The following is a 24,207-nucleotide window of genomic DNA, read 5'->3' as shown; positions in this document are numbered from 1 at the left end:
AGGGGTATACCCCGATATTCTCGCCGACCATGATCCAATAGGACAAAACATCGCACCACGCATTTCAGGGACAGGACAGGGAGGTCCAGCCATGCACGCCCGTCGCCAGACGCTTGCCGGTCTGACGCTGCTGCTCGCCGCGAGCGCAGCCCAGGCCGGAGACGACATCACCACCTTGATCACCGAGGGCACCGACACCGTTCCGGCCTGCGCCACCTGCCATGGCGAGACCGGGCTCGGCAGTGCCGATGTCGGCGCACCGATGATCGCGGGCATGGATGCAGGCTTCCTCGCCGGCGCGCTGCGCGGCTTTGCCGCCGGCACCCGGCGCGGCGACACGATGTCGGGCATCGCCCCCGAGCTGAGCGCGGCGCAGATCGACGCGCTTGCCGCGCATTTCGCCGCGCTTGCGCCCGAGAAGCAGGACTGGCCGCTGCCCGAGACCGACACGCCCGCCGATGCCGCCCGCGGCGAGGCGATCTTCCGCAATGGCGCGTGGGATGTGGGCGTGCCCGCCTGCGCGAGCTGCCACGGCCAGAACGGCGAGGGCCAGAGCGCCACCTTCCCGCGCATCGCCGGGCAGGAGCCCGCCTATGTGATGACCCGGCTCGAGCAGCTGGCCGAGGACCCGCAGCCCTCGGACGACAGCAACGTGGCGCTGATGGCCGCGGTCGCGCGCAAGCTCACGCCCGAGGACCGTGCGGCGCTCGCGGCCTTCGTCGCCACGCTCGACCCGACCGCGGGCCATGTCACCGGCTACACCGCGGCGAACCTCGCCTGGGACGTGCCGAAGATGAAGGCCTCGCCGCTGGCCGACGCCATCGACTGGACCGCTGCGCAGACCGCCTATGAGAAGCAGCAAAAGCGGATCAACAATCCGAAGGTCTACACCCACACCCCGCCTTCGGTCGACAAGATCCCCGAAGGGCCCGAGGGCGAGATGATCCGCTTCGGTCGGGACATCTTCATCAACACCCAGCAGCTGCGCGGCACCTATGTCGGCAACGACCTGTCCTGCACCAACTGCCACCTGAACGCCGGCGCCAAGGCCGATGCCGCGCCGATCTGGGCGACGACCGTCGACTTCCCGCAGTATCGTTCGAAGAACCTGCATGTGAACACGATCTACGAACGTCTTGCCGGCTGCTTCACCTATTCGATGAACGGCACCCCGCCCGCGCCGAACAGCAAGGTGATGGTCGCGCTCGAGACCTACATGAAATGGCTCGCGACCGGCATCCCCTCGGACGCGATCATTGAGCCGCGCGGCTATATCTACCTGCCGATGCCCGAGCAGAAACCCGATTACGCCCGCGGCGAGGCCGTCTACGAGGCGCGCTGCGCCGCCTGCCACGGCAGCGACGGCGCCGGGGTGAAGAACGGCGATCATGTCGCCTTCCCGCCGCTGTGGGGCGAGACCTCGTTCAACTGGGGCGCGGGGATGCACGACCTCGAGAAGGCCGCGGGCTTCATCAAGCACAACATGCCGCTCGGCAATGCCGATCTCAGCGATGCCGACGCCTGGGACGTGGCGCTCTACATCGACAGCCACCAGCGGCCGCAGGACCCGCGCTGGCTCGGCTCGGTCGAGGACACGCGCCGCTTCTTCCAGCGCGGCTCGAACACCTACGGGCTGACGACGCCGGCGGGCAAGATGGGCGACATCGGCGCGCCGCTGCCGAAGCCCGCGGGGCTGAGCGCGGCCGAGAGCGTCTCGCCGAAGCTGACCGACGTCGCGCGCGCGCAGATCGCGGCCGAGGGCGCGGCGAACTGATCGCCGGTCATCGAAACGACGAAGGGGGCGGCCCGGCCGCCCCCTTTTTCATGTGTTCCGGACGGATCAGGCCGACAGCGCCTCGATCGGCGGCGGCAGAACCCAGGGCCCGCGCGCCGGCGCCACGCCGACCCGCAGCGGGCAGCCGTAGACGCGCGAGAGCAGATCGTCGCGCAGCACCGCCTCGGGCGGGCCCGCCGCCTCGATCCGGCCCGCCGCCATCAGCACGATCCGGTCGGCGACGCTGGCGGCCAGGTTCAGATCGTGCAGCACCGCGACGACACCGCCACCCCCTTGCGCAAAGCGGCGCAGGATCGCCATCACCTCGACCTGATGGCCGATGTCGAGGCTCGCCACCGGCTCGTCAAGCAAGAGCCAGCGCGGCCCGGCATGGCCCGAGGGGTGCCAGACCTGCGCCCGCACCCGCGCCAGATGCGCCCGCGCCTGCTGCCCGCCCGACAGCTCCTGGATCGGCCGGTGGGCAAAGGCGGAAAGCCCGACCTCGGCGAGCGCCGCGGCGACGATCTCCTCGCCCGCCTCGATCCCCGATTGCAGGCCAAGGCGCACCACCTCGGCCACCGTGAAGGGGAAGGCGACGGTGCTTGCCTGCTCCATCACGCCGCGCAGCGCGGCAAGCCGCCAGGGCGCGGTGCGCGCCACCTCGTGGCCGGCAAGCTGCACCGAGCCGGCATAGGCGATCTCGCCCGCGACCGCGCGCAGAAGCGTCGACTTGCCCGAGCCGTTCGGACCGAGGATCACCGTCACCTCACCCGGTGCCGCGTCAAGGTCGATGCCCGCCAGAACCTCGGCCCGGCCAAGACGCACATGCAGATCGGCGATGCGCAGCATCTTACAGCCCTCCGAAGCCGCGCCGGCGCAGCAGGATCCACAGGAAGACCGGCGCGCCCAGAACCGCGGTGACGATGCCGATCGGCAGCTCGGCCGGCACCACGACGCGGCGCGCGACGAGATCGGCGAGCACCAGCAGCGCCGCGCCCAGCAGCGCCGCATCGACCAGCAGCCGGCGATGGCCGGGCCCGGCCAGCAGCCGCAGCAGATGCGGCACGACGATGCCGACGAACCCGATGCCGCCCGCGAGCGCGACCGCGGCGCCGGCGAGCGCCGCGACCACCAGCACGCTGTGCCGCTTCAGCCGTTCGATATCCGTGCCCATATGGGCGGCCGCCGCCTCGCCAAGCGCCAGCGCATCAAGCCCGCGCGCCAGCCGCGGCGCCAGCACCAGCGCCGGCGCGATCAGCGCCGCCCCGGCCACAAGCCGCAGCCAGCTTGCCCCGGCAAGCGAGCCCATGCCCCAGAAGGTCAGGTCGCGCAGCTGCCGGTCATCGGCGAGATAGGTCAGCACGCCGGTCAGCGCGCCGGCCATCGCGGCAAGCGCAATGCCCGCAAGCAGCAGCACCGCGACCGAGGTCCGCCCGCCGCGGCTGGCCACGCGGTAAAGCAGCAGCGTCGCGCCCCAGGCGCCCAGAAAGGCCGCGACCGGCACAAGATATTGCCCGAAGGTCGCGACCAGCGCCCCGGGCAGCAGCCCGCCCAGAACGATCGCTGCCACCGCGCCAAGCCCGGCGCCGGCGCCGACCCCGACGATGCCGGGATCGGCGAGCGGGTTGCGGAAGAGCCCCTGCATCACCGCGCCCGCCACCGCGAGGCCAGCGCCGACAAGGATCCCCATTGCCAGCCGCGGCAGGCGGATGTCGAGCAGCACCACCTTGTCGCGCGCCGAGATCCCCTGCCCCGAGAGCAGATCGCCCAGCACGCCATGCAGCGAGACGCCGGCGGCGCCGCTGCCCACCGACAGGAGCGCCGCGGCCAGCAGCAGCGCCACCAGCCAGGGCCGCAGCCGCGCCGCCCGCGGTTGCCCCGGGTGCGGCAGGTCGAGCGCCATCGCCATCTCAGCCGCCCTCCGCCGGGGCGTAAAGCGCCGCGTGCAGGGCCTCGACCGCCTCGGGGGTGCGCGGGCCAAAGCCCAGCAGCAGCATCCCGTCCATCCGGATCACCGCGCCCGCCCGCGCCGCGGGCGTCGCGCCAAGCGCCGGATGCGTCTGCACATCGGCATCGGTGACCGCCAGATCGCCCTCGCGGTCCATCATCACGATCACATCGGGCGCAGCCTGAAGCACCGCCTCGTCGGTCATCTGCTTGTAGCCGGTGAACCCGGCCGCGGCATTCTCGGCCCCGGCGAGGCGCAGGATCGCATCGGCCGAGGAGCCCTCGCCCCCCGCCATCACCCGCCCGCCCTGGATCGCCAGCACGAAAAGCACACGCTTGCGCGTCCCGACCTCGGCCGCGGCACGTTCCGCCGCCGCCATCCGGGCGCGAAAGCTGGTGGCCAGCTCGGCCGCCGCCGCCTCGCGGCCAAGCGCATGGCCCACCACCGCGATCTTCTCGAGCACCCCCTCGGGCGAGGCATCGCCCGGCAGGGTGATGAACTCGACGCCCGCGGCGCGCAGCACCTCGATCGCCTCGGGCGGTCCCGCCGTCGCCTCGGCGAGGATCAGGTCGGGGCCAAGCGCCAGCACGCCTTCGGGTGACAGCGCGCGGACATAGCCCACATCGGGCAGCGCCGTGACCGAGGGCGGAAATTCCGAGGTGCTGTCGCGCGCCACCAGCCGGTCTTGCGCGCCAAGCGCCACGACGATCTCGGTCACCGCGCCGCCAAGGCTGACCACCCGCTCGGGCGGGGCGGCGAGCGCCGGCGCGGCCAGCAGCGCCGCGGCCAGAGCCGCGGCAAGGCGCGCGCCGATCATTGCGCCGCCTCCTTGCGCGGCAGCCCCGCAAGCGTCGCGTTGAAGGCGTCGATGCCGCCATGCTTGCGCGAGCCGAAGATCTGCAGGATCAGCCCGCCGTCGGCGTCGAAGGCCTCGAGGCTGAGCGCCGGGCCGTTGTTCGTCGGCTTGTCGACCAGCCAGACCTCGGCGATGTGGTCGCCGCGCAGGTGCAGGTTGAAGCGCGGGTCGAGCACGTTGATCCAGGGCCCCATCGGGGTGACGGTCTCGATCGTGCCGCTGTGGATCTCGATGCAGCCCTGATTGCCGACGAAGATCATCAGCGGCGTCTGCGATGCCGCGACGCGGTCGAGCAGCAGCCCCACCGCCTCGGGCGCCATCGCCACCGCGAAGGGCGCCCCCACCAGCCGATAGGCGCCGAGCCGGTTGAACTTGAGCTTCGAGACGAGGCGCAGGAACTGATGCGTGTCGGTCATCTTCGCCCATTCGGCGCGCAACACCTCGACCCGCTCGGCATCGCCCTTCGGCGCCTCGGTCAGCGCGCGGGGCTCGAGCACAAGGCTGTCGGACTGATCGTCAAGCCGCAGCGCCTCGACCAGACGGGCAAAGGCCGCGACGTCGGATTCCGGCTTGAGATGCACCTTGTGCACGGCATCGCCCGCCGCATCGAAGACCTGGATCGAACGGCTTTCGCCGTCTTCCAGCGCGAAGGCATGGAGCCAGTGCTTGCCGAAGAAGCGCATGTCGATCTCGTCGCCCAACACCATCTGCGCATGCGCGCCCGAGTGATAGTTCTCGTAGGTGCCGCGCCGCTCGATCACGCAGCTTTCGTTGCGGGTCAGCGCCATCACGTCGCCAAGCGTGCCCACCAGCGGGATCAGCTGATCGGGATGGGCGGCGATACGGGTTGCCCCGTGGCCGACCTGCGCCGCCACCAGCTCGGCCTCGGCAAGGCCGTGGCGGGCGGCGAAGTCGCGCGCCCGCAGTTTCGGCTCCTCGGCACGCAGGGCGCGGATGCGATCGCTCGTCACGGGATGGGTCAGGGTGCCGTCAGCGGCCATGGCGTTCCTCTTGTCGATGGAGGCGCGGATCTGGCGGGAGGCAGGGCCTCAGCTGGGCGCGATGAGATGTCGGAAGACATACTTGACTAATTAACTCAGATTCCTTAAGGCCGGTCGCCAGAGAGATCAAGCCAGATTCTGCACCGCCAGCTTCGTGCCAGCCCCCCGCAGAGACACAAAGGGGACACCATGGCACGCTTGCCTTCCGCCCGTCGCGGGCACCTTCTGCTCACCGTCACCACCGCCGCGCTGATCGCGGCCCAGCCCGGCGCCCTTGCCGCGCAGGAGGCGGAAAACGCCTTCACCCTGCTCGGCCGGCTGGTCTTCGGCTGGGGCACGCCGAAAGTGGTGATCGACACGCCGCAGGCGGTGACCGTGCTCGATCAGCAGGACCTCGACCGCGAGCAGCCGCGCAGCATCGGCGATCTTTTCGCCAATGTGCCGGGCGTGCAGGCGGCGGGCGCCTCGGCGCGCGCGCTCGGTCAGGCCTTCAACATCCGCGGCATCGGCAATGCCGAGCAGACCTCAAGCCAGAACCGGATCATCGTCACCGTCGACGGCGCGGTGAAGTTCTTCGAGCAGTATCGCACCGGCTCGTTCTTCGGCGACCCCGAGCTCTACAAGCGCGTCGAGGTGCTGCGCGGCCCGGCGTCCTCGACCCTCTACGGCTCGGGCGCGATCGGCGGCGTGGTGAACTTCACCACCAAGGACGCCACCGATTTCATCCCCGAGGGCCAGACCGGCGCGGTGCGCTTCAAGGGCAGCTATGACAGCAACGGCGACGGCACCGTCGGCACCGTGACGCTGGCGCAGAAGCTCGGTGCGAACGCCGACCTGCTCGCCAGCTTCTCGACCGGCAACTCGGGCGACATGAAGGACGGCGCCGGCGACACCATCCAGGCGACGGCGGGCGAGCGCTGGTCGGGGCTGATCAAGGGCAACTACCACTTCGGCGAGGCAAACGACCAGCGCCTGACCTTCAGCCTGTCGCGCACCGACAGCGATCTCGACAAGGCCGCGGTGGCACAGACCGGCGGCTCCGTCGCCAGCTATTTCGGCACCTCGGACCTGCATGCGATCGACGACACCGTGACGCTGACCTATGCGCACGAGGGCGCGGGCAATCCGTGGCTGAACCTGAACGCCACGCTCAGCTATTCGAAGACCTCGACCGAGCGCGACACCTTCTCGCTCGGCGCCTATTGCTCGCCCGGCAGCTATCAGGTGCTGTGCCCGAACACCGCCAGCTACGAGACGACGGCGCTCAAGGTCGAGAACACCATCGAGATGAGCCGCGGCGCGTGGGAGAACTACATCACCCTCGGCGCGCAGCTCTCGCATCAGAACCGCTTCGCCACCTCCTCGCTCGGCGCGCTGGCCTTCCACCCGGGCGGCACCGAGGACAAGCTCGGCCTCTACCTGCAGGGCGAATTCGTCTGGAACGACCGGCTGACGATCACCCCGGGCCTGCGCGCCGACCGCAGCTGGCTGAGCCCCGACAGCGCGGCGGCCGCGGCGGGCGGCACCGATCAGAGCGGCACCGCCGTCTCGCCGAAGATCGCGGCACTCTACGAGCTGAACGACAGCTGGGGCGTCTTCGGCTCGCTCGCCCGCACCGAGCGGATGCCGACGCTCGACGAGCTTTACCAAAGCGACGGGCGCGGTGCCGCCGGCCGCACCCCGAGCCTCAACCTCGACAAGGAAAAGGCGACCACGATCGAGGTGGGTCTGACCTATCAGACCCAGGGTCTGCTCAGCGAAGGCGACAGCCTGACCGCGAAGGCGACGCTCTTCCACAACGACCTCACCGACCTGATCGCGGCGAACCCCTCGGGTTCGGTCAACGTGCCCTATTTCCACAACATCGACTCGGCGAAGATCTGGGGCGGCGAGATCGAGGCCGCCTATGAGGCCGAACGCTGGTTCAGCCAGCTTGCCTACTCCAAGGTGAAGTCGAAGGACGACGCGACCGGCAAGACCCTGACCGACACGCCGGCCGAGAACATCGCGCTGACGCTGGGCGCCAAGTTCCCCGATCAGGGCCTCCGCACCGGCTGGCGGGTGCAGGGCTTCTCGGGGATCACCACCGCCTCGAGCACGACCTCGGGCACCGGCTTTGCGGTGCATGACCTCTTCGTCACCTGGGCCCCGCAGGATGGCGCGCTTCAGGGCCTCGAGGTCAACCTCGCCGTCGAGAACGTCTTCGACCGCGACTATCGCAACAACCTGTCGCTCGACAACGCCCCCGGGCGCAACGTCAAGCTGTCTCTGGCGAAGGCGATCACGTGGTAAGGGCAGCGCTCCTTGCGGCCTGTTGCGCGGCGGCGACCCCGCTTGCCGCGCAAGACGCCCCCCGGCTCGGGCTGACGCTCGCCGGTGCCGCGCCCGAGGGCGCGGCCTGCCGGCTGAGCTTTCTGGCCGAGAACAGGCTGGGCGCCGATCTTTCGGCGCTGGTGCTGGAAGCAGTAGTCTTCACCAAGGCGGGCGAGGTCGAGCGGCTGATGCTGCTCGATTTCCGCGACCTGCCGGCGGGCAAGCCGCGGCTGCGGCAATTCGATCTGGCCGACACCGACTGCGGCACGATCGGGCAGGTTCTGATCAACGGCGCGACGCGCTGCGAGGGCGTGGCGGAGGGGGCCTGCATCGGCGCCCTCGCCCCCGCCTCGCGCGTCGCGGGCATGGAGGTGACGGGATGAGCGGATGGTTCGCGGCGGCGCATGCGGCGCTTGCCGATTTCGTGGCCCTCGGGGGCTGGGTGGTGGCGCTGCTGCTCGCGATCTCGGTGATCGCCGGCGCGGCGGTGCTGTGGAAGCTGTGGGATCTGGCCATGCTGCGCGTCGGCCCGCATCCGGCGCTTGCCGCGGCGCTCGCCGACTGGCAGGCGGGTCAGCGCGGCGCCGCGGCGGCCCGGCTCGCCGCGGGGCGCAGCGCGCTCGACCGGCTGGCGGCGCGGGCGATGGCCGCGGGTGCGCCCGAAACGCTCCGCCCCCGCCTTCAGGCCGAGACCGAAGCCCATGCCGCGCGCGCCGAGGCCGGGCTGCGCCTTCTTGACGCGATCGCGCAGACGGCGCCGCTTCTGGGCCTGTTCGGCACGGTTCTGGGGATGATCGAGGCGTTCCAGACCCTGCAGGCGGGCGGCTCCTCGGTCGACCCGTCGCAGCTTGCCGGCGGGATCTGGGTCGCGCTGCTGACCACGGCGATGGGGCTGGGCATCGCGATGCCGGTGTCGCTGTTTCTCAGCTGGACCGAAAGCCGCATCGCGCGCGAGGCGCAGGGCGCGGCGCTGATGGTCGAGGTGCTGTGCGGACCGGCCCTGCCCGAGACGCCCGAGACCGCCTCCCGCCCGCTGGTTGCCGTGCAGGGCTGAGCCATGGCCGCCCGTCCCCGCCTCCGCCGCCCGCTGTCGATGACCTCGCTGATCGACGTCATCTTCCTTCTGCTGATGTTCTTCATGCTCGCCACCACCTTCACCCGCACCACCGAGCTGCCGCTGGCGACCGGCGGCGCCGGGGCGGCCACGACGGCCGAGCGGCCGATGCTGGTGCGGCTGAGCGAGGACGGGTTGAGCCTGAACGGCCGCGCGCTCGGCGCCGAGGCCCTGCCCGAGGCGCTGGCCGGCCAGACCTCGCCGCGCCTGCTGGTCGCACTGGCGCCCGGCGTCAGCAGCCAGCGCCTTGCCGATCTTCTTGCCACCCTGCGCCGCGTGCCGGGCGCCCGGGTGCAGGTGCTGGGGTAGACCGATGCGCCGTTTCGCCCGCCGCCGCTCGGAACCGACGATCGCGCTGATCAACGTGGTCTTCCTGCTGCTGACCTTCTTTCTGGTCGCCGGCGCGATCGGCGCGCGCCCGCCCGCGGGGCTGCAGCTCGCGCATCTGACGGGCGGCGACCCGGCCCCGATGCGCGGCACCGTCGCGCTCGATGCCGAGGGCACGGCCCTCTGGCCCGAGGGGGTGGCGGATGCGGCGGGTTTCGTCGCCACCCTGCCCACGGACACCGCCGGCACCGCGCGGATCCTGCCCGACCGCGCCGCCCCCGCCGCGGCGCTGGTGGCGCTCGCCCGCGCGCTGCGCGCCGCAGGGGCGCAGGAGGTGCGCATTCTCGCCGAACGGGAGGGGGACGAATGACCCGCAGATCCATCCTCGGCCGCACCGTTGCGGTCGTTGCGCTGCTGCTTTCCGGTGCGGTCCATGCGCTGGTGCTGGCAGGCTCGGCCCCGGGGCTGAACGAGGCCCCGCCCGGCGGCGGCGGTGGCACCGAGATCGCGCTTCTCGGCAACGGCTTTGCCGATCTCGCTCAGGGCACCCTTGCCCCGGTGGCGCCGGCCGAGACGGGCGAGGCCGCGCAGCCGGTCGAAGCGACCGCGGCGCTTGCCCCCGTGGCCGAGGCGCTCGATCCGGTGGTGCCGGCCGTGCAGCCCCCGGTGCCCGCGCCCGAGCCCCTGACCGCCCTGCCCGATCCCGCCCCCCGGCCGCAGGCGACCCCCGCCGCAAAGCCGAAACCCGCCCCGAAAACCCCCGCCAAGGTCGCCGAGGCGCCGCGCAAGACCGCCGCGGCGCCGCAAAAGGCGCAGGCCCGCGGCAATGCCGATCACGACGCCCGCCGCGGCGCCGCGCAGGGCAGCGAGACCGGCCAGGGCACGCAGGCGCAGGGCGCCCCGGGCAATGCCGGAGCCGGCGCCACCGCCTCGCCCGCGCGCTATGCCGCCACGGTGATCCGCAAGATCCGCGCCGTGCCGCAGCACCGAGGTTCGGGCCGCGGCACCGCGCTGGTGGGCTTCGAGATCGCTCCGGGCGGCGGGCTGGCGCGGATCACGATCCTGCGCAGCTCGGGCTCGGCGCCGCTCGATGCCGCGGCGCTCGACCACATCCGCCGCGCCGCCCCCTTCCCGCCGCCGCCCGCGATGCCCGCGCGCTTCTCCTTCGAGTTCAGCGCCCGCGGCTAGAGCGCGGCAAGCCGGCGGCGCAGCACCGCGGCAAAGGCGGTGGTCTTGTGCTGACGGAAAGCCGTGGGCAGGGTCAGCAGGTGAATGGGATGCGCCGGCCCGGCGAAATCGGCCAGCACCTCGACCAGCGTTCCGGCCGCCAGATGCGGCGCCAGAAAGATGTCGGGCGCATGCACCAGCCCGTCCCCCGCCAGCGCCATGCGGATGGTGATTGCCGCGCTGTTCACCGCAAGGCTGCCCGGCAGGGTCATCGTCACCGGCCCCTCGGGCGTCTCGAAGCCCCACCGCCCCGGCCGTGCCTCGTTCAGGTCGAGAAGCGCGTGGTGCCCCTGGGAAAGATCGGTCGGATGCAGCGGCACCCCCGCCTGCGTGAGATAAGCGGGGCTTGCCGCGACGCGCAGCACCGTCTCGCCCACCTTCTGCATCCGCAGGCTGGAATCGAGCGGGATGCCGATCCGCACCGCCATGTCGAAACCGCCCGCGGCAAGGTCGGTCAGCCCGTCCGACATCACCATCTCGACCCGCATCCCCGGATGCTCGGCCAGGAAGGCGCGCACTGTATCAGCCACCACGAGCTCGCCGAGCGTCGTGCCGCAGGCCAGCCGCAGCCGCCCGGTCAGCCCCTCGCCCGGCTCCTGCAACGCCCCCTGTGCCTCTTCGACGGCGTCGATCGCAGCCCGCGCGAAGGGCAGCCAGCGCGCCCCGTCGTCGGTCAGCGAGACCGCCCGCGTGGTGCGGTAGAGCAGCGTGTGGCCCAGCCGGTCCTCGAGCGCCGCGACGTATTTGCTGGCGACCTTGTTGGTGATACCCAGCCGCGCCGCCGCGGCGGTGAACGAGCCGCTCTCGGCCACGGCGACGAAGGTGCGGATGCCGTCGAGCAGGTCCATCAGATTATCCCCAAAATGGCGAAATTGATTGAATGATAATGCCCATTCTGTGCCGTGATGCAAGGCGCTATCTCTTCCTCATCAAAAGGGACGACCACAACGGCTCCCGACACGGACAAGGATACGGATCATGACTTCGCTTCTCTCGACTTTCGGTTTCGGCTCGGCCGAGGCCATCGCTCTCGCCGCGCTGCTGCTGCGCGTCAGCCTCGGCGGGCTCTTCCTGGCGCATGCCTGGCTGAAGATCTTCGTCTTCACCCCCGCGGGCGCCGCGGGCTATTTCCGCTCGCTCGGCCTGCCCGGCTGGTTCGCCTATGCGACGATGGCGGCCGAGGTGCTGGGCGGCATCGCGCTGATCGTCGGCTTCGAGACCAGCCTCGTGGCGCTGGTGATGATCCCGGTGATCCTGGGCGCCGCCTGGTTCGGCCACCGCAAGAACGGCTTCTGGTTCACCAACCCCAACGGTGGTTGGGAATACCCGGCCTTCTGGGGGCTCGCCCTCTTCGTTCAGGCGCTGATCGGTGGCGGTTTCCTCACCTTCACCCTGGCCTGACCGCCAGCCCCTCTGATGCCCGGCCGGGCGACACGCCCGGCCTCTCGCTTCCACCCCGACACAGGAGACAGGACCATGGCCAGCAATGATGCCCAGATGACCGTCAGCCGCGTGGCGCTGACGGTGCGCGACCTCGACCGGGTCGGCGATTTCTACCAGACCGCGATCGGCCTTGCGGCACTGCGCCGCGATGGCGAGAGCCTGGTGCTCGGGATCGGATCGACGCCGCTCGTCGAGCTGCGCCGCGACCCGGCCGCCCTCTCTGCCCCGCGCGGGGCGGGCCTCTTCCACACCGCCTTCCTGCTGCCCGAGCGCGCCGATCTCGGCCGCTGGATGCGGCATGCGATCGGGGCCGGGCTGCGGCTCGACGGCGCCTCGAACCACCTCGTGAGCGAGGCCGCCTATCTGCGTGACCCCGAGGGCAACGGCATCGAGATCTATGCCGACCGGCCGCGGGCCGAATGGCAGACCGACGGCACCCGGGTGAAGATGACCTCCCTCCCGCTCGACGTGCAGGGGCTGATGCAGGCCGCGCCGGGCGACTGGCAGGAGGCGCCCGCGGGCACGGTGATCGGCCATGTGCATCTTCAGGTGGGCGATGTCGCCGCGGCCGAGGCCTTCTATGCCGGCACCCTCGGCTTCGACGTGACCGAACGTATCCCGGGCGCCGCCTTCTATGCGACCGGCGGCTATCACCACCACCTCGCCACCAACACCTGGCGCAGCGCCGGTGCGAGCGTCCGCGCGCCGGGCACGGCGGGGCTGGCGGAACTGGTGCTAGGCGTCATGCCCGGCGCGGGGCCCGCGGGCGCGGCCTTTGCGGACCCCTGGGGCAACCGCGTGACGCTCGAACCCGCGCCGCTTGCCCGCGCCGCTTGCCCGCGCCGCCTGAGCGGTACAAAGGAACCAGGGCCGCCCCTCGCCGGGGCGGCCCTTTTCGTGTCAGGCCGAGACGGCAAGTTCCGTCATCATCCCACTCGCCAGATGCCCCATCTGATGGCAATGCAGCATCCAGGGCGCGGCCTCGCCGGCATCGAAGGCAATCGTCACGCTGCCCATCGCCGGCACATGCACGGTATCGCGCAGCGCCCCCGCGAAGCGGGTGCCGTTCACCCCGACCACCTGGAAGACATGACCGTGCAGGTGCATCGGATGCGCCATCATCGACATGTTGTGGAACATCAGCTCGACCCGCTCGCCGCTCTTCGCCGCGACCGGAATGCGATTCTCCCAGGTCCGGCCGTTGATCGTCCAGACATAGGGCTGCATCGCCCCGGTCAGCATCACCATCTGCCCGTTCTGCACCGGGCGCGCGGCCAGCGGCGTGGCGGCGCGCAGCGCAAGCTCCTGCGTCATGTCGCCCGAAACCGGCGGGTGATCGGCGTCGGACAGCCCCGCGAGCTTCGGCACCGCAGCGCCCTTCGGGGCCAGCACGATGCCGGTGCGCTCGCGCGCGCCCTCGCGCAGGGCAAGGACCGGCAGCGCCGTGCCATCGGCGGGCAGATCGAACTCGATGTCGAGCCGCTGCGCCGGCGCGGCCGCAAAACGCGTGCCCGAGAGCGGCACCACCGGCTCGCCATCGACCGCGACCAGCCGCCCGGTCACCGCGCCGAGGTCGATCCAGAACGCCGTCATCGCGGCGCCGTTCACCACCCGCAGCCGCACCCGGCCACCACGCTCGACCGTGATCACATCCGGGTCGTCAAGCGTGCGGTCATTGGCGAGATAGGCGTCGAAGTCGAAGTCGTTCAGATCCATCGCCATGCCGCCGCCCATCATGCCGCCCATGCCGGACATGCCGGACATGCCACCTGCGCCGGGCATCATCGAGGCCATGTCGCCCATGCCCTGCATGCCGGACATTGCCCCCATGCCGCCCGCCATCGGCATCGCCGAATGGTCCATGGTGGTGTGGTCGATCGCGGTGCCGCCGGTCACCTCGGCCAGCACCTCCTGCGGCGTGCGGAAGGCGAAATCGTGCAGGAACATCACCACCTCCTGCCGGTCGGCCGCAACCTCCTCGGGCCGGCGCACGATCAGCGGCGCGGCAAGCAGGCCGATCTCCTGCTCGGGGATGTGGCTGTGCATCCAGAAGGTGCCCGGGCGCGGCGCGAAGTCATAGGCACGGGTCTCGCCCGGTTTCAGCATCGGGTTGGTGTTCGGCACTCCGTCCTGCGCGTTGGGCGGGATCTGCCCGTGCCAGTGCACGATCGTCTCGATGTCGAGCGCATTGGTCAGCTCCGTGCGGAAGCGTTGGCCGGGGTCGAGCGTCAGGCCAAGACCGCCTGGCGCGTTCATCAGCCCCATCACGGTGGCGGCGCGGCCCTGCACCTCGATCACCCGGGTGGTGGCGGTCAGCGCGAAACCGTCGGTGGCGGCGCGGACGCGCGCGGGCAGAACAAGCGATGCGGAGGCAGCCGCAGAAGCGGCCAGAAAGCCGCGGCGGGAAAGTCGGGTCATGATCATCTCCGAAAAAAGTATCGACGTCAGGTCGGGGTCGGAGGATCAGACGCGGGGCGGATGCCCCTCGGGCAGGGGCCAGAGCGAGGGGGCGGTCTCGACCAACGCCACCACATGCACAGGCACGACGCGCACGGCACGCGGTGCGGGCATTGCCGGCGCGATCAGCACACTGACGCCAAGGCAATGCGCCCGGCAGCTCTCGTCGACCGGCATCGGCGCCGCGTCGGGCTGAACAGGATGGGCTGCGTGCATCTGCGCCATCGCCGGCATCGGCGCCGCGGTGGCGGGCGCCGCAGGCAGGCCAAGCCCCGCCGCGAAAACCGCGACGATCACAAGGCGCAGGAGGGCGGTCACGCATGACATGCGCGCAAGGTAGCCGATCCTCCCCCAGCCGTCAGGTGACATTTCCGTCAGAGCGCCGGCCGCGCGCAAGAAAATGCGTGGCACGGTGATCTGCCACAGGATTTTCCCTCCACCTCTCGATGAGAGTCCGGCCCGACTTGAGGACGGACAATGAAGCGAACGAGATTCACGGACGAGCAGATCATCGGCATCCTGACCGAGCACGGTCGACGTATACGTCGACGGGGTGAAGTGCGCGGATCTGTGCCGCAAGCACGGCATGTCTGACGGCCCCTTCTATAACTGGAAGGCCAAATTCGGCGGCATGACGGTGTCGCAGGCGAAGCGGCTAAAGGCGCTCGAGGAGTGAGCCCGTGAATGCCACTGGTTCGAGAGAACAGGCGAACAACGCGAAGCTGAAGAAGCTGCTGGCCGAGCAGATGCTGGATCTGGCGGCGATGAAGGAACTGGTTTCAAAAAAGTGGTGACGCCTGCCGTGAAGCGCGAGGCTGTCGCGCATCTGAAGGCCCGGTTCGGGCTCTCGGAACGGCGGGCGTGCCGGATTGCCGGAGCGGATCGCAAGATGGTTCGCTATCGGTCACGACGAGCCCCGGATACGGCTCTGCGCGCTCGCTGCGGGAACTGGCGAACGAACGCCGGCGGTTCGGCTACCGGCGGTTCTTCGTGCCGGCTCGCGCCACGAGGGCGAGCCTTCCGGCATCAACCGGATCTATCGGCTCTACCGCGAGGATGGAGGAGGATCAGAAAACGGTCCGGGGGACCGTTTCCCCGACGACACTGATGGTCGCGCAAGCGGAAGGCCCGGCGCAAGGCTGTCGGAACGCGGGCCCCGATCCTCGTCGAAGCGCGGGCCAATGCGCGCTGGTCGCTGGATTTCGTCCACGACCAGTTCGCCAGCGGCCAGCGCTTCCGGGTGCTCAACGTTGTCGATGATGTGACCCGGGAATGCCTCGCGGCGATCCCGGACACGTCGATATCCGGGCGGCGCGTCGCACGTGAACTGACGATCCTGATCGAGTGCCGCGGAAAGCCAAGAATGACCGTCAGCGACACGGCACGGAACTGACTTCGAACGCCATCCTGCGCTGGTGTTCCGAGCACCGGATCGAGTGGCATTACATCGCGCCGGGCAAGCCGATGCAGACCGGTTTTGTGGAAAGTGTCAACGGGCGGATGCGGGATGAATTGCTCAACGAGACCATGTTTCGCAACCTGGACCATGCACGCGTCGTCATCGCGACGCCGATCGGCATAAACACCAACCGGGCTCCGGTCACGGCTGGATGAAAGACCCGTGGCAGGTCAGAGCCTTTGCGATTCAGCCGGGAAACGGGACTTCAAACCGCAGAAACCACCTATCCCTTCAATGCCTTAGCAGATGCAAATCAAGGGGAGGACGATATGGTGCCCAGAGCCGGAATCGAACCAGCGACACGCGGATTTTCAAAAGGCGTAACGTAGAACGCTGAAATCCACACTATTACATAGCTTTGCACTGAATCACTATTCACCTTTTGCCATGCTTTTGCCACGTTGACTAGGCAGCGCCATTCTTGCCATGACCGCCGCCGCGCTGCCGTCATCGTCAAAAAGGTGACCGTATTCCTTGAGCGTGAATGCCGGGTCATGGTGGCCCATCCAGACTTGAAGCTGCTTGAGGTTCGCCCCGGCGGCAATCAGGCGCGCAGCGTACGCGTGGCGGATGGCGTGGAAGCCCAGCATGGGAACGCTTACCCCGCCTTCCTTGTTTGCCGCTGCAAGCGCGTTAGCGCGCTTCACCAGCGGCTTGAGCATCCGATTGTAAAGGTTGTGGTAGGACCGGGGAGTCCCCGCAGAGCTGGCAAAGACAAGGTCATGCTTGTGCAGCCGCATTGCGGCTTCCAGAGGCGCGACAAGGTCCGGGTGCAGGGGAATGTCCCGCCGTCCTTCGGCTGACTTCGTCACCCCTATTTCCCCGGCTTCTGCCGCGCGCTGGCGTATCTTGATCAGGCCTGCCGCCTTGTCGAAACCGCTACGGGGGAACCCCCGCGCCTCAGAAATCCGCGCCCCCGTCCAGACAAGGAAATAGGCAAGGGGGCGGTACAGTTGCCACGTCCGGGCAATCTGCCGGTTCTTGTCCGCCGCTAGGCTATCTGCCGCCTGTAGCAGGGCTTCAACCTGCGCGGGGGTAAACACCCCTTCATCCTTCTTGGCCTTGTTCGCCGCCTTCTCGCGCCGCGTAGGGGGCAGCGTGACTAGCGCCCCCGGCACCGCCTCAAGGTACCCATGCTTCACGCCGAACGCCAAGACCGCCTTGGACAGCCGCAGAACTTCCCGGATCGTCCGGGGGGACAGCTTTTCACCCCCGACCACTTTCTTGGTGAGCGTTTCGCGCAGCTCTTCCATATCGCCCGCAGTGATTGCCCGGCAGTCGCCATAGGGCGCGAACTGCGGCTGAGCGTGCCATGCGATATAGCTGCGATAGGTGCGCAGCGTTTGTGCCTCTAGCGGGTCCCGCCCGTCATAGCCCGCCTCAAGGGCGGCAGTGTAGAGCGTTGCCAGCTCTTCGAAGCTGGCCTTTTTCGCCGGTCCGCTGGCAACGCTGGACTGCCCGGCCTGTTCGTGCCGTGCCTCCATGTCGCGGGCGTAGTCCTTCGCCTCTTTCTGTTTGCTGAATGACTTCTCGCGGGTCTTCCCGTCCTGTTTCCAGCGCGCGATATAGACCTTGCGTTCCTTCCCGGCTTTGCCGGGCACCATCTTGTCAACTACGTATGCCATGTTTTGCCACTACTGATTCCGCGTGTCGCACATTGCCCACTGACGCGGGCCAGCGTCAAGCCTGAATGTCGACAGCGCCACCAAGCAGGGCGGCTCGCACGGCGCGACAGAGAGACGGCGGGCCTGCCCGGTTCGGACTTAGTCACGGCCCCGCGTCAGCGGGGCCTTTTCCATTCCTGCCCCCCACCAAACCACCCGCAAGAATCGCGAACCGAATCGGCGGTTTTCTTGACTCGTCAGCATTTTTCTGTCAGTATGTCAATAGCGAAAAACAGAGAGCCGCAAGATTTATGCTCACCATCAAGCAAAACGACTTCCTTGAGGCCACGGGCCTGAAAAGCCGGTCCGTCACCCTGAAATTCAACGGACTCCCTTCCACGCAGGACGGGCGGTTCAAGGCCTATGCGCTGGCAGACGTCCTGCCCCTCTTGGGCAAGAAGCACGCCGGGGCAGCCGTGGCCCTTCTCGAACGCGCGCGAGACTCCGGGGTGACCTACGTAGGCGGTGACGAAGTCCTTGGGTCCTCTGCCCGGCTGGAAGAATGGGTCCGTCAGAACGTGCCGGGCGCGGCCCTGCGTTTGCACCAAGTGCGTACTTCCTTCTTTGACGGGCTGGCACGCGGCGTCCGCACCAATGGCCTGACTTCGGACGTTGAACGACTCCGCCTGCTTGTGATCCGCACGCCGGGTGCGCTGCGTTACATCTTGGCCGGGGACCCTGTAGGGCTGCCGTGCGATTGGGCAACGTGGGCGCGCCACTTCGCGCTTCTGCATTCGGCCCGTTCCAACCTGACTGCCGAACTTGTGCAGGGGGAAGCGGCATGAACGAGCTTTCCGCCCTGCGACGGCTTGCTATGTCCAGCGCCAAGGCCTGCGCCTCTCTGCACCGCCGGGCAGGTGGGACCGACGCCGGAATCGCCGCCGCGCTGGAAGACAAGAACGCGCTGACTGCGGCAATCGCCACCGCCCACCGGATCAGCGCCCGCGACGTGGACCGCCTCACCGCCCCGCTTGTCGCGTCCGATGAGCCTGCCCCCACCCCCACCCTTGCCGACATCGAACATGTCCGCTTCATGAACCTTCATGGATGACCCAAAAATGAGCTTCGATTATCCTCTCACCGCCCGCGAACAGGCCCGCCTTGAGGCCGTCACGGATATGATCGCTTCCCGGTTGGCCTCTGAGGGCCTTACCGTCGATAAGGCCGACCTCCTGAAACTGCCTTCGGTGCGCCTCTTCATCCTGTCCGAGGGCGCGGGGCTGCCGGACGGCTACCTTGACGAAGTCAAGCGCAGTGCCCCCAGCGTGGCGGAACAGATGCACAAGCGCGAGCTGGCCCGGCAGCTTGAGAACACCGAGTCCGACCTCCACAAGGACCTCTCGCGCATGAATCCTCACCAGCGCATGGCCTTTGGGCGTGAGCTTGAAGCCATTCAGAAGGCGCAGAAAGCGGCGGAAGGCTCGTCCAAGCCCGCAATGACGCTTGAAGAGGAAGCAACCATTATCAACTTGATCCGCCGCACGGCTGATCCGGCGACGAAGATCAACATCGCCCGCGCGTCTGGATTGATCAAGTGAAAGGCGGGGCGACGAACATGGACGACCTGCACGCCGAAGTGCTGGCAACGCCGGGGGCCTGCTTGCTCTTGGTGGCCCGCGCCCGCCTGTCTGCCGAAAAGCACGGCAAGCCTTTGGACTCGATGATCAATGACTACCTTTCGCAGACGGCAAAATTGCGCGGCGCGCTGTACGAAGCCCGCGGCCTGAGCCTGCGGAAGGTCTTGGACGTGATCGAAGACGAACGGTTTGACTTCTACCGCGCCCGCCAGAAAGAGGCGGAAGAGAAAGAAGCCGCCGCGAAGACCCTGCGCGACTTCGCGCGGCAGGTGACCCATACGGCGGAAGGCGTCCTGCCGGGCATCTACTTTGATGCAATGGAGAACGAAGACACTCCCCCGGCGGAGTCGGAAATGGCGGTGGCCGCATGACCCCCCGTGCCCGTGAAGTTGCCGACTACATTCGACGGAATGGGTTGAACGTCCACGCCTGCTTCGGCCCGCTGCGCCGTGGCACCGTCCGCCCGTTTGTGGGCGGCGGGACCGTGACCGAAGCCGAATACCGCGCCATTATGGCCGAGCTGTACACCCCGCCCACGATGGCGGACGGCGCAGAGATCGCCCGCGCGCGTGCCCGTGGCGCGGCGCAGCGGTGGAACTGATCTAAGTTAGCCTGCGCCCCCGTTAGGGGGCGTGGAAGGACCGATGGCGGGGCTATTGGTCAAGGCGCTGCACAGCGCCACCCATGGCAGACGGGTTAGCCTGCCACCCCTTCCCATATCATTACTGAAAGACTCAACCATGGCAGACGCCAGCATTCTCACGCCCGCCGAACGCGCGGCAATGATCATCCAGACTGAGACCCAGCTCTTGGACGAACTCACCCGAATTCTTGCGGACGCGGTGAACGACCACTTTTCCAGCCCGCCCGTCGCACTGCTTATCCCCGCCCATGAGCTGACCATGGTCATGGGGTCCAAGTATGCGTACCTGAGCGCCACGCGGTGCAAGTTTACTCTCTCGGATGACGGCGCATTCTGGGTCCGGTCGGTCGGGCCGGTGGAAGGCGAAGCCGAAATCCACCCTGTCGGATTCTGGGATCGAGTGACGGACGCGCGGGGGGCGATTGATCCGCTTGGCCTTTTGGACCCCCTCTGCGCGGGGGCCATGATCGAAGATGCGTGACCCGTTTATCATTACGCCCGACTTGGGAACTCGCAAGCGCATGGCCGCGCATCGGGCGAAGTGGCGCAACGCCGAACGCGCCCGGCGCAACATGACCCCCGAAGAATTGGCAGAAGAGGAAATGCGGCTTGAAGCTGAAAAGCTCGCATTCCTTGCCCGGCGCGATGGGATGCAGGACGCGGCTTAAAATCTGAGGTCGCGACTTTTAGGCAACACCCGCGAAAACGACCCCGAAACAATCGAAGCCTAAAATTCGGCTTCAAGCTCAAATCTGGAAATTGAAATAAGCTTGAAGCCGAATTTGAAATTTAGCTTGAAGCCGAAGTCCCGGCTTAAATTCGGCTTGAAGCTGAATTGGCAAAACGGCACCGCCTTAAAACCGGAAACAGTGAAATTATGGCGAAAACGATGTGCCAGACAAAATGCGGACCACTCACGCCAAACCCTTCTTTTCACGCAAGAATCGGGCATATTGACCTCAGATCAAACCAAAAGGAGGACCGAATGACCGTTATCAATTTCCCGAGCGCGGAAACCGAAATGCAAATCATCCTTGTATCGGACCTTCTGGCCCGGACCGCGCAAAAACCAATGACCCCCGGAAATCTGGAACGCGTGAATAACCTTGCGCGGAAGGTCATGGAATTGACCAAACACCCCCACTGAGAACAACCAATCAATGAACGCTCACCACAAGTTTGACGAGTCCGACCTGATCGAGACGGACACCGACCCGCTTCTTGGCAATACCGATGCAGAATTGAACAGTGCCCGCGTCAGCGGGCCTGACTCGCCGGAATGGCAGGCATTGCTTGACCGGCCCATGACCTTCCTTCTGCCGGATGACCTCGCGCGCGACGTGGAACAGAAGCGCTGGACCAACACCACGGGCACCCTGCGCGCTTGGATCAAGGGCCAGAAGGTCAAGAACGGGCGCGGCCCGGAATGCGGGCTGTCGCATCACCTTGAGCGCAAGGCCAAGGGATTCTTCCCTATCGTCTTCGGCAAGTCTGCCGGTAAGGACCGCACCGCCAACGCCATGGTGACGCAGGAATGTATGACCTTGGACGTTGAGTCCGGGGACTTCTACCTTGACGCGGTGGACCGGGCGGCAAAGCTGGGTCTTGCCTGCATCGCCTACACCTCGTTCAACGATCAGACGGAAAAATCTCACGTCGAACGCGACAAGGTCCTTGCGTGGATGGACAAGGCGGCGCGCGTAGGCGACCCGACCGACGACGATGTGCGCGAATGGATGGCCGCTTCTGGCAAGTACCGCCCGGAACATGTCGCCTCTGTCCGCATCGCGACCCCGTACACCCACACCCCCAAGGGCGTGATGATCGAGATTGCCCACGATCCGCTCGACAAATTCCGCATGGTTTTCCCGCTCGACAAGCCCGTGGAGATCGGGCGCATTGCCCGGAAGGTCCGGGATGGGCGCGACCTGTACAAGCGCAAGTTGCTGGGGCTGGCAGCGAAGCTGGGGCTTATGATCGACGAGTCCTGTATCGACGTCTCGCGGGCCTTCTACATGCCGTCGCACCCGCCCGGCGCGGAAGGAGTAATCGACATTATCCGGGGCCGCGCCCTGACCTTTGAAGAACTGCCGGAAGGCGAGTCCAGTAAGCGCAACGCTTTCGAGAAGGCAGGCGCTGGGGCTGAGACCGATGAGCGCGAGATCGCCGGAATGTCCGTCAAGGCGTGGGCCGCAAAGTATGCCAAGCGCCTGCGCATTGCTGACCTGATCATGTTGAATGCGCCGGAACGCGTTCGGGAAGACAAGGGCAGCCTTCTTGTCGTCGAATGCCCGTTCGACGAATGGCACAGCAACGCCGGGGACCCCGTCGACGGCGGATGTCACGTGCAGGACGCGGACGGGGACACCGGCTTTGTCTGGAAGTGCAAGCACAACTCTTGCGGCGGCCATGACCGGCTCGACATGCTGCACAAAGCTATCGCGGACGGCTGGTTTGACGAGTCCTGCCTTGTTTCGGACGCCTACCTTGAACCGCTGTCCGACGAAGAATTGGCAGAGGAAGAGGCAGCTAAGCCCAAGGGCAAGCGCCGGAAGGCCAAGCCTGCCACCGGTCACGACTACGAAGAACCGGAGGCGGAACCCGAAGACGCGCGTTTTGAACCGCGCAAGGATTGGCTGCCTTCCGGGTACAAGGTCAGGGGTGGCATGGTGTACCGGCTGGGGGATGAAGACGAAGGCGACAAGCCCCTTTGTCAGGCCTTTGACGTGGTGGGCACTGCCGCCAACCTCGCGGGCAATGGTGACGCAGGCATGATCATCCATTTTCAGAACCGGTTCGGGGTGGAAGTGGAAGTGACCTTGTTCCTGCGCGACCTGACGTCCCCGACCGGGGGCGGGGTTGTGGAAGACCTCGCGGACGCCGGAATGCGCGTTGTCGCGCGAAATAAGAAGGACCGGGACTCGCTTCTGGACCTCTTCTGCCGGGTAAATCCGCGCCGCCATTCCCCGACTGTCCCGCGTCCGGGCTGGGTCCGCGACGGCGGGGGCAACGTCCTTGGCTTCATGCTGCCTTCGGGCGTGCACATCGAAGCCGAACCGGCGAACCCCTTCCGGCTGGCATCTGTCGCCACGATGAAGGACACCGGCACGGCGGGCACTTTGGAGGGGTGGCAGAAGGCCGCTAACGCGGCCCTTGCCCATGACCGCAATTTCTATTGGGGCTGGGGCGTCTGTGCCGCCTTCGTGGGTCCGCTTCTGTCCCTCACCGACTTGCCCGCCTGTGGTTTCAACCTGTCGGGCGACTCTTCCATGGGCAAGACTCTGTCCTTGCTCTTGGGCTGCGCGGCATGGGGCGCAACTGCCAGCAAGCGCGGGACGTTCTTCAAGCTGAATTCCACGTTGAACGCCATGGAAGACCTCGCGTCTGTCGGTTCGGAAACCTTCATGGGGCTGGACGAAATCAGCATGATGCAGAACCCCAAGGCCCTCGCGGAAATGCTCTTCGCGCTGGCAGAAGGCACCGGCAAGAGCCGGAAGGCAGGACGCGGGCGCGGGCTGGCAGAAGATGCAGAGTACCGGCCTTTCATCGGCCTGACCAACGAACGGACTCTGCGAACCGTGATCGAGAACGCCGGGGGCGACTACAAGACCGGCATTTCCGTTCGCTTCCCGGATATTTCCGTGGGGGACGGGGCACGCGTTAGCGCGGCTGAAATCAAGGTCCTTGAAGATGTTACCCGCAACTATGGGCACGCAGGCCCGGCTTTCGTTCGCTGGCTGATCGCGAACGACTGGCACCGCCGGGGGCACGATCTGCGCAAGGCAGTGGACGAAGCCGCCGCGACCTTGGCGGGTGAGGCATCGCCTGCACAGGCGCGGGCGGCGCGCATCTTCGCCCTTGTACAGATCGCGGGGGAAAAGGCCTGTGAGGCTGGACTCCTTGATGATGTGGCAAAGGTCCGGGGCGCGGTGATGACGGCTTGGAACGCGTTCAAGGCATCGGACGAAGGCAAGGCGACCGAAGGCGAAGCCTCTTTGCTGGACGGCTTCCGGGCGTGGCTGGTCCGGGCGTTCGACGTTAGCGTCATGGATGTATCGGACGACACCGCGCGCAGCTATCGCGACCTCAAGGGCTGGTACGACGAAGACAAGATTGTCCTGATCGCGGACGCGTTGAACGACATGAAGACCATGGGCTTGAACGGGACCCGCGCGGCACTGTTGAGGGCGCTGGAAGACGCCGGGGCGCTGGAACTGAGCGGCAAGAACCGGACCCACAACAAGTTGCCCAAGGGCATCGGGGCGGGTGACGTGCCGAACGTACGCGTCCTTCGCGACAAGCTGGGGTTGCCGCATATCCCGAAGGGCTTGGGGGTGGCTTTGTGAGGGCGCGCGTTAGCGCGCCTTTTCACTTCCAGCGGACAGGGCGGATTTTGGAAATGCT

At 67.6% G+C, this 24,207-nt stretch carries 25 protein-coding genes and 2 pseudogenes; 19 read left to right on the top strand and 8 right to left on the bottom strand.

Annotated elements, in window-relative coordinates; all coding sequences use genetic code 11:
• The first annotated feature begins 91 nt into the window (after positions 1-91).
• Positions 92-1,774, top strand: a complete 1,683-nt coding sequence (locus EOW65_RS03735; protein ID WP_128147654.1) for a c-type cytochrome — start codon at positions 92-94, stop codon at positions 1,772-1,774.
• A gap of 66 nt (positions 1,775-1,840) precedes the next feature.
• Here the strand turns inward: EOW65_RS03735 and EOW65_RS03730 are convergent, their stop codons facing one another.
• From EOW65_RS03730 to EOW65_RS03715, 4 genes are read right to left on the bottom strand one after another with little or no spacing between them, the layout of a single operon-like run.
• Positions 1,841-2,623 carry a heme ABC transporter ATP-binding protein gene (locus EOW65_RS03730; RefSeq protein WP_128147653.1) on the bottom strand — a complete coding sequence of 261 codons (783 nt, stop codon included), beginning with the start codon at positions 2,621-2,623 and terminating at the stop codon, positions 1,841-1,843.
• Position 2,624: 1 nt separating this feature from the next.
• Positions 2,625-3,683, bottom strand: coding sequence for a FecCD family ABC transporter permease (locus EOW65_RS03725; protein WP_128147652.1), 1,059 nt, complete (start codon positions 3,681-3,683; stop codon positions 2,625-2,627).
• 1 nt (position 3,684) lies between these two features.
• On the bottom strand, positions 3,685-4,539 hold the full coding sequence (locus tag EOW65_RS03720; protein WP_128147651.1) for a heme/hemin ABC transporter substrate-binding protein: 855 nt from the start codon (positions 4,537-4,539) through the stop codon (positions 3,685-3,687).
• A complete protein-coding gene (locus EOW65_RS03715) occupies positions 4,536-5,579 on the bottom strand; it encodes a hemin-degrading factor (RefSeq protein WP_206364009.1) in 1,044 nt (347 codons plus the stop codon). Before EOW65_RS03715 ends, EOW65_RS03720 begins: the two co-directional genes overlap by 4 nt.
• Positions 5,580-5,768: 189 nt before the next feature.
• On the opposite strand from EOW65_RS03715, the gene EOW65_RS03710 reads away from it, so the two are divergent.
• From EOW65_RS03710 to EOW65_RS03685, 6 genes are read left to right on the top strand one after another with little or no spacing between them, the layout of a single operon-like run.
• On the top strand, positions 5,769-7,871 hold the full coding sequence (locus tag EOW65_RS03710) for a TonB-dependent receptor domain-containing protein (protein WP_128147650.1): 2,103 nt from the start codon (positions 5,769-5,771) through the stop codon (positions 7,869-7,871).
• Positions 7,865-8,275 (top strand): hypothetical protein, encoded by a 411-nt coding sequence (locus tag EOW65_RS03705; RefSeq protein ID WP_128147649.1) that lies wholly within the window; start codon positions 7,865-7,867, stop codon positions 8,273-8,275. Before EOW65_RS03710 ends, EOW65_RS03705 begins: the two co-directional genes overlap by 7 nt.
• Complete coding sequence (locus EOW65_RS03700; protein ID WP_128147648.1) at positions 8,272-8,946, top strand: MotA/TolQ/ExbB proton channel family protein; 675 nt, start codon at positions 8,272-8,274, stop codon at positions 8,944-8,946. Before EOW65_RS03705 ends, EOW65_RS03700 begins: the two co-directional genes overlap by 4 nt.
• Before the next feature lie 3 nt (positions 8,947-8,949).
• On the top strand, positions 8,950-9,315 hold the full coding sequence (locus tag EOW65_RS03695; protein ID WP_240664480.1) for an ExbD/TolR family protein: 366 nt from the start codon (positions 8,950-8,952) through the stop codon (positions 9,313-9,315).
• 4 nt (positions 9,316-9,319) lie between these two features.
• Positions 9,320-9,703 (top strand): ExbD/TolR family protein, encoded by a 384-nt coding sequence (locus EOW65_RS03690; protein WP_128147647.1) that lies wholly within the window; start codon positions 9,320-9,322, stop codon positions 9,701-9,703.
• Complete coding sequence (locus EOW65_RS03685) at positions 9,700-10,521, top strand: energy transducer TonB family protein (protein ID WP_128147646.1); 822 nt, start codon at positions 9,700-9,702, stop codon at positions 10,519-10,521. Before EOW65_RS03690 ends, EOW65_RS03685 begins: the two co-directional genes overlap by 4 nt.
• Here the strand turns inward: EOW65_RS03685 and EOW65_RS03680 are convergent.
• A complete protein-coding gene (locus EOW65_RS03680; protein WP_128147645.1) occupies positions 10,518-11,408 on the bottom strand; it encodes a LysR family transcriptional regulator in 891 nt (296 codons plus the stop codon). The genes EOW65_RS03685 and EOW65_RS03680 overlap by 4 nt on opposite strands.
• Before the next feature lie 130 nt (positions 11,409-11,538).
• Here EOW65_RS03680 and EOW65_RS03675 point away from each other — a divergent pair, with 130 nt between their 5' ends.
• Positions 11,539-11,961 (top strand): DoxX family protein, encoded by a 423-nt coding sequence (locus EOW65_RS03675; RefSeq protein WP_128147644.1) that lies wholly within the window; start codon positions 11,539-11,541, stop codon positions 11,959-11,961.
• Positions 11,962-11,976: 15 nt separating this feature from the next.
• Positions 11,977-12,663: pseudogene (locus tag EOW65_RS03670) on the top strand (VOC family protein); the annotation flags it as partial.
• 240 nt (positions 12,664-12,903) lie between these two features.
• Here the strand turns inward: EOW65_RS03670 and EOW65_RS03665 are convergent.
• Both EOW65_RS03665 and EOW65_RS03660 read right to left on the bottom strand, forming a co-directional pair.
• Positions 12,904-14,421 (bottom strand): multicopper oxidase family protein, encoded by a 1,518-nt coding sequence (locus tag EOW65_RS03665; RefSeq protein ID WP_128147643.1) that lies wholly within the window; start codon positions 14,419-14,421, stop codon positions 12,904-12,906.
• Positions 14,422-14,466: 45 nt separating this feature from the next.
• Positions 14,467-14,778 carry a hypothetical protein gene (locus tag EOW65_RS03660; RefSeq protein WP_128147642.1) on the bottom strand — a complete coding sequence of 104 codons (312 nt, stop codon included), beginning with the start codon at positions 14,776-14,778 and terminating at the stop codon, positions 14,467-14,469.
• Positions 14,779-14,937: 159 nt separating this feature from the next.
• Between EOW65_RS03660 and EOW65_RS03650 the strand changes: the two are divergent.
• Positions 14,938-16,074: pseudogene (locus EOW65_RS03650) on the top strand (IS3 family transposase).
• A 216-nt stretch (positions 16,075-16,290) separates the two neighbouring features.
• Here the strand turns inward: EOW65_RS03650 and EOW65_RS03645 are convergent.
• Positions 16,291-17,523, bottom strand: coding sequence for a tyrosine-type recombinase/integrase (locus EOW65_RS03645; RefSeq protein WP_164879978.1), 1,233 nt, complete (start codon positions 17,521-17,523; stop codon positions 16,291-16,293).
• Between the two features lie 311 nt (positions 17,524-17,834).
• Between EOW65_RS03645 and EOW65_RS03640 the strand changes: the two genes are divergently transcribed.
• The 9 genes from EOW65_RS03640 (at position 17,835) to EOW65_RS03605 (ending at position 24,149) form a co-directional block, all read left to right on the top strand.
• Positions 17,835-18,368 carry a hypothetical protein gene (locus EOW65_RS03640; RefSeq protein ID WP_128147639.1) on the top strand — a complete coding sequence of 178 codons (534 nt, stop codon included), beginning with the start codon at positions 17,835-17,837 and terminating at the stop codon, positions 18,366-18,368.
• Entirely contained in the window at positions 18,365-18,634 is a 270-nt protein-coding gene (locus tag EOW65_RS03635; RefSeq protein ID WP_128147638.1) for a hypothetical protein, read from the top strand. Before EOW65_RS03640 ends, EOW65_RS03635 begins: the two co-directional genes overlap by 4 nt.
• A 7-nt stretch (positions 18,635-18,641) precedes the next feature.
• Complete coding sequence (locus EOW65_RS03630; RefSeq protein ID WP_128147637.1) at positions 18,642-19,121, top strand: hypothetical protein; 480 nt, start codon at positions 18,642-18,644, stop codon at positions 19,119-19,121.
• A 17-nt stretch (positions 19,122-19,138) separates the two neighbouring features.
• Positions 19,139-19,531: a hypothetical protein gene (locus EOW65_RS03625; RefSeq protein ID WP_128147636.1), complete on the top strand. Its 393-nt coding sequence runs from the start codon at positions 19,139-19,141 to the stop codon at positions 19,529-19,531.
• On the top strand, positions 19,528-19,761 hold the full coding sequence (locus EOW65_RS03620; RefSeq protein WP_128147635.1) for a hypothetical protein: 234 nt from the start codon (positions 19,528-19,530) through the stop codon (positions 19,759-19,761). The genes EOW65_RS03625 and EOW65_RS03620 overlap by 4 nt, the downstream gene beginning before the upstream one ends.
• Before the next feature lie 139 nt (positions 19,762-19,900).
• Positions 19,901-20,284: a hypothetical protein gene (locus EOW65_RS03615; RefSeq protein ID WP_128147634.1), complete on the top strand. Its 384-nt coding sequence runs from the start codon at positions 19,901-19,903 to the stop codon at positions 20,282-20,284.
• Positions 20,277-20,471, top strand: a complete 195-nt coding sequence (locus EOW65_RS03610; protein ID WP_128147633.1) for a hypothetical protein — start codon at positions 20,277-20,279, stop codon at positions 20,469-20,471. The genes EOW65_RS03615 and EOW65_RS03610 overlap by 8 nt, the downstream gene beginning before the upstream one ends.
• A 317-nt stretch (positions 20,472-20,788) precedes the next feature.
• Positions 20,789-20,950 (top strand): hypothetical protein, encoded by a 162-nt coding sequence (locus EOW65_RS19900; protein WP_164879977.1) that lies wholly within the window; start codon positions 20,789-20,791, stop codon positions 20,948-20,950.
• A gap of 13 nt (positions 20,951-20,963) precedes the next feature.
• Positions 20,964-24,149, top strand: coding sequence for a DUF927 domain-containing protein (locus EOW65_RS03605; RefSeq protein WP_128147632.1), 3,186 nt, complete (start codon positions 20,964-20,966; stop codon positions 24,147-24,149).
• Positions 24,150-24,207: the final 58 nt, after the last annotated feature.

Source organism: Paenirhodobacter ferrireducens (assembly GCF_004022265.1).
Taxonomy (GTDB): Bacteria; Pseudomonadota; Alphaproteobacteria; order Rhodobacterales; family Rhodobacteraceae; genus Rhodobacter; species Rhodobacter ferrireducens.
The sequence above is the reverse complement of the archived record's forward strand: the minus strand, read 5'-3'. Positions and strand labels throughout refer to the sequence as shown.